At 29.1% G+C, this 2,774-nt stretch carries 3 protein-coding genes; 1 reads left to right on the plus strand and 2 read right to left on the minus strand.

Annotated elements, in window-relative coordinates:
* Nucleotides 1-89: 89 nt before the first annotated feature.
* Nucleotides 90-1,166 carry a flagellar biosynthesis protein FlhB gene (gene flhB, locus CAMP5060_RS07930; RefSeq protein ID WP_214125698.1) on the plus strand — a complete coding sequence of 359 codons (1,077 nt, stop codon included), beginning with the start codon at nt 90-92 and terminating at the stop codon, nt 1,164-1,166.
* Here flhB and CAMP5060_RS07935 read toward each other — a convergent pair.
* Together CAMP5060_RS07935 and CAMP5060_RS07940 are read right to left on the minus strand one after the other, a co-directional pair.
* Nucleotides 1,158-1,937 carry a sulfite exporter TauE/SafE family protein gene (locus CAMP5060_RS07935; protein WP_261545354.1) on the minus strand — a complete coding sequence of 260 codons (780 nt, stop codon included), beginning with the start codon at nt 1,935-1,937 and terminating at the stop codon, nt 1,158-1,160. The genes flhB and CAMP5060_RS07935 overlap by 9 nt on opposite strands.
* Before the next feature lie 13 nt (nt 1,938-1,950).
* Nucleotides 1,951-2,691 carry a hypothetical protein gene (locus tag CAMP5060_RS07940; protein ID WP_337218190.1) on the minus strand — a complete coding sequence of 247 codons (741 nt, stop codon included), beginning with the start codon at nt 2,689-2,691 and terminating at the stop codon, nt 1,951-1,953.
* Between the last annotated feature and the right edge of the window lie 83 nt (nt 2,692-2,774).

A 2,774-nucleotide genomic window follows, 5' to 3' on the forward strand; every position in this document is an offset into this window, starting at 1 on the left:
GAATTGAATGAGAATAAATCCAAGTTTCAAATTTGTTTATACTTGGATTTAAATGCTATAATTTTACTTTAAATTTTTAAAGGTTTTTTATGGCTGCTGATGATCAAGAAAAAACAGAAGAACCCACGTCCAAGAAAATAGAAGATGCGCGCAAAGAGGGTAATGTCCCAAAAAGCCAAGATGCATCTGCTGTGGCTGTACTTGTTATAGCTGTGGTTGTGGTGTTGTTTATGTTGCCTTTTATAGGGGAGAGAATTAGCGGTTTGTATAGGTTTTATCAAAGTTTTATAGGTATAGAACTTGATTTAAAAATCTTACAAAAAATTATTATAAAAACCATGATAGAAATGTTTATTATGGTTTTACCTATTACTCTAATAATTATGGTTGCAGGTGTACTTGGTAATTTAATGCAATTTGGTTTTATTTTTACTACTAAGCCTATTACTCCAAATTTTAATAAAATTAATCCTATTAATGGGCTTAAAAATCTTTTTTCTTTGAAAAAAATCATTGAGGCTTTGAAAATTACTCTTAAAGTTGGGGTTGTTTTTGGTATAGCTTTTATTTTTTTATTGCAATTTATGAAAGAGCTTCCTAGGGTAGAGCTTTATACGATTTATCCACAACTTTTATGGCTTAGAGATAAGGCTATTATCCTTGCTGCTATTGTGATTATAGCTTTTTTGATTATTGGGCTTTTGGATGTACTTTTAGTAAGGTATCAATACTTTAAAAACTTACGCATGAGCAAACAAGAAATCAAAGATGAATACAAGCAAAGCGAAGGAGATCCTTTAGTAAAAGGAAGAATTCGTCGTTTACAAATGGAAGCAGCAAGACGCAGAATGGTGCAAGATGTTGCTAGTGCTGATGTTGTAATTACTAACCCTACTCACTATGCGGTTGCTTTACGTTATGATAGTTCTAAAGAAGCTGCGCCTAAGGTTTTGGCTAAAGGAGTGGATTTTTTAGCTTTGCGTATTAAAGATATGGCATATGAATACAATGTTATGATTTATGAAAATCCTCCTTTAGCTAGAGAGCTTTATAAAGCTTGTGAGGTAAATGATCTTATCCCGCCGGAGCTTTTTAAAGCAGTGGCAGAGGTTTTAAGCTTTGTCTATACTTCTAATAGGCAAAAATTTGCCGATAGATTAAAATAAATTTAATTTTTTAATTAAACTTATGATAGTCATGGTTATAGAAAGAGTGTAGATGCCTAAAAGTGCTATACGGTGGGATTTGAGGTTGATTTTTTCCATGATTTTTATACCAAGATAAACTCCTAGCATAGAGCTAAGTCCCACCAAGCTTCCATTTTGTAAAACTTCTTTATCAATGATGTCATTATATACAAAAGAACTAATCCCTGAAATGGAAGCAAATATTACAAAAAATAAACTAAGTGGCACTACTTTTTTAGTATCATAGCCTAAAAAATAAGCTAGAATAGGGGTAATTAAAAGCCCACCACCAATCCCTAAAGATATAGCAAAAATTCCTGTAAATACACCGCAAATTAGCAAAATAGAATTTTTTAAGATATTAGAGTGACTAATGTTTCCAATGGTACTTTTTTGATTAAAAGCAAATTTTAAAAAAAATACAATACTCACGCATAAAAAAATACTTGTTAGGATTATATCCGAAAAATATGAGAGTAAAAGCCCACTAAACATCGCACCTAAAAAGCCTCCAAAGCCTATGATAAGTCCATCTTTTAAGATTAAATTTTTCTTTTTATAGTTTAAATAGGAGCCAAAAATAGAAGCAAAAATCATTTGTACAACAGAAATTGCAACAGCATGGTGAGAGCTAAGCCCTAAAGTAAGCATAAAAGGAACGATAATCATACCACCGCCTATGCCAAAAACCCCCGAAGCCATACCTGAAAAAATCCCTATAATCATATAAGGAAGTAAAGTTAAATCCATAGTTTTAGCCACCTTATTCAAAAAAATATTGTGTAAATTCCTCACCGTGTTTTTGTTCTAATGTATTATACAAAGAAATTATATTTTCGATAAATTCTTGATTCTTAAAAGCTTGCATAGTAAAGGAATTTTTCTCATAATGCTTGAAAAATTCTATTACCCCCCCCCTGTCTAATGTATCTATAAATATTTTTTTGTTAAATATGTTTTCAAAATATTTTTGTAAAGCTTCATCTATGTATTGAAGAGATTTAAAAATAAAAATCATTATAGGAACTTTCCTTATTTCTTCTGTAGTTATTTTAAGTTGATTGATTATATCTTTTTTATTTGTTTGTATTAAAGTGCATGGATGATTTTTTTCGTCTTTATAGAATAAATCATACATTGTTGATTCTCTGGCTCTAATAAAATTACCATCATTATCTATTATAGGAAAATAAGGATATAGTTTGCATATTAGCGGTCTTAGATTGTGAGGTGAACATAAACCTTTGAAATCACATTCAACAAAATATAATTTTATTTTTTTATTGTTTTTTAATATAAAAGTTATGTGTTTTGTATTTTTAAATTGTATTTGGCTGTTTAATGTTAAAAATTCAGCTTCTAACATAGGTAAAATTATGTTGTCATTTTTAGCAAAAGACAAAAATTTAAAATAGGGATTTTTACAGCAGTAGCTATTGCATGTTTTATAGCATTCCTTTGCAAAAATAAATTCTTTAGAGTGTAGAATTTTAAAAATATTCATAGAGTAGTCCTTAAATTTAATGTAGAATAATATAATAATTTATTAAAAAGTCAAAAATAAACAACTATTATTTAAGTCTATAA

This window comes from Campylobacter sp. 1569, assembly GCF_024723675.1.
Lineage (GTDB): Bacteria > Campylobacterota > Campylobacteria > Campylobacterales > Campylobacteraceae > Campylobacter_D > Campylobacter_D jejuni_C.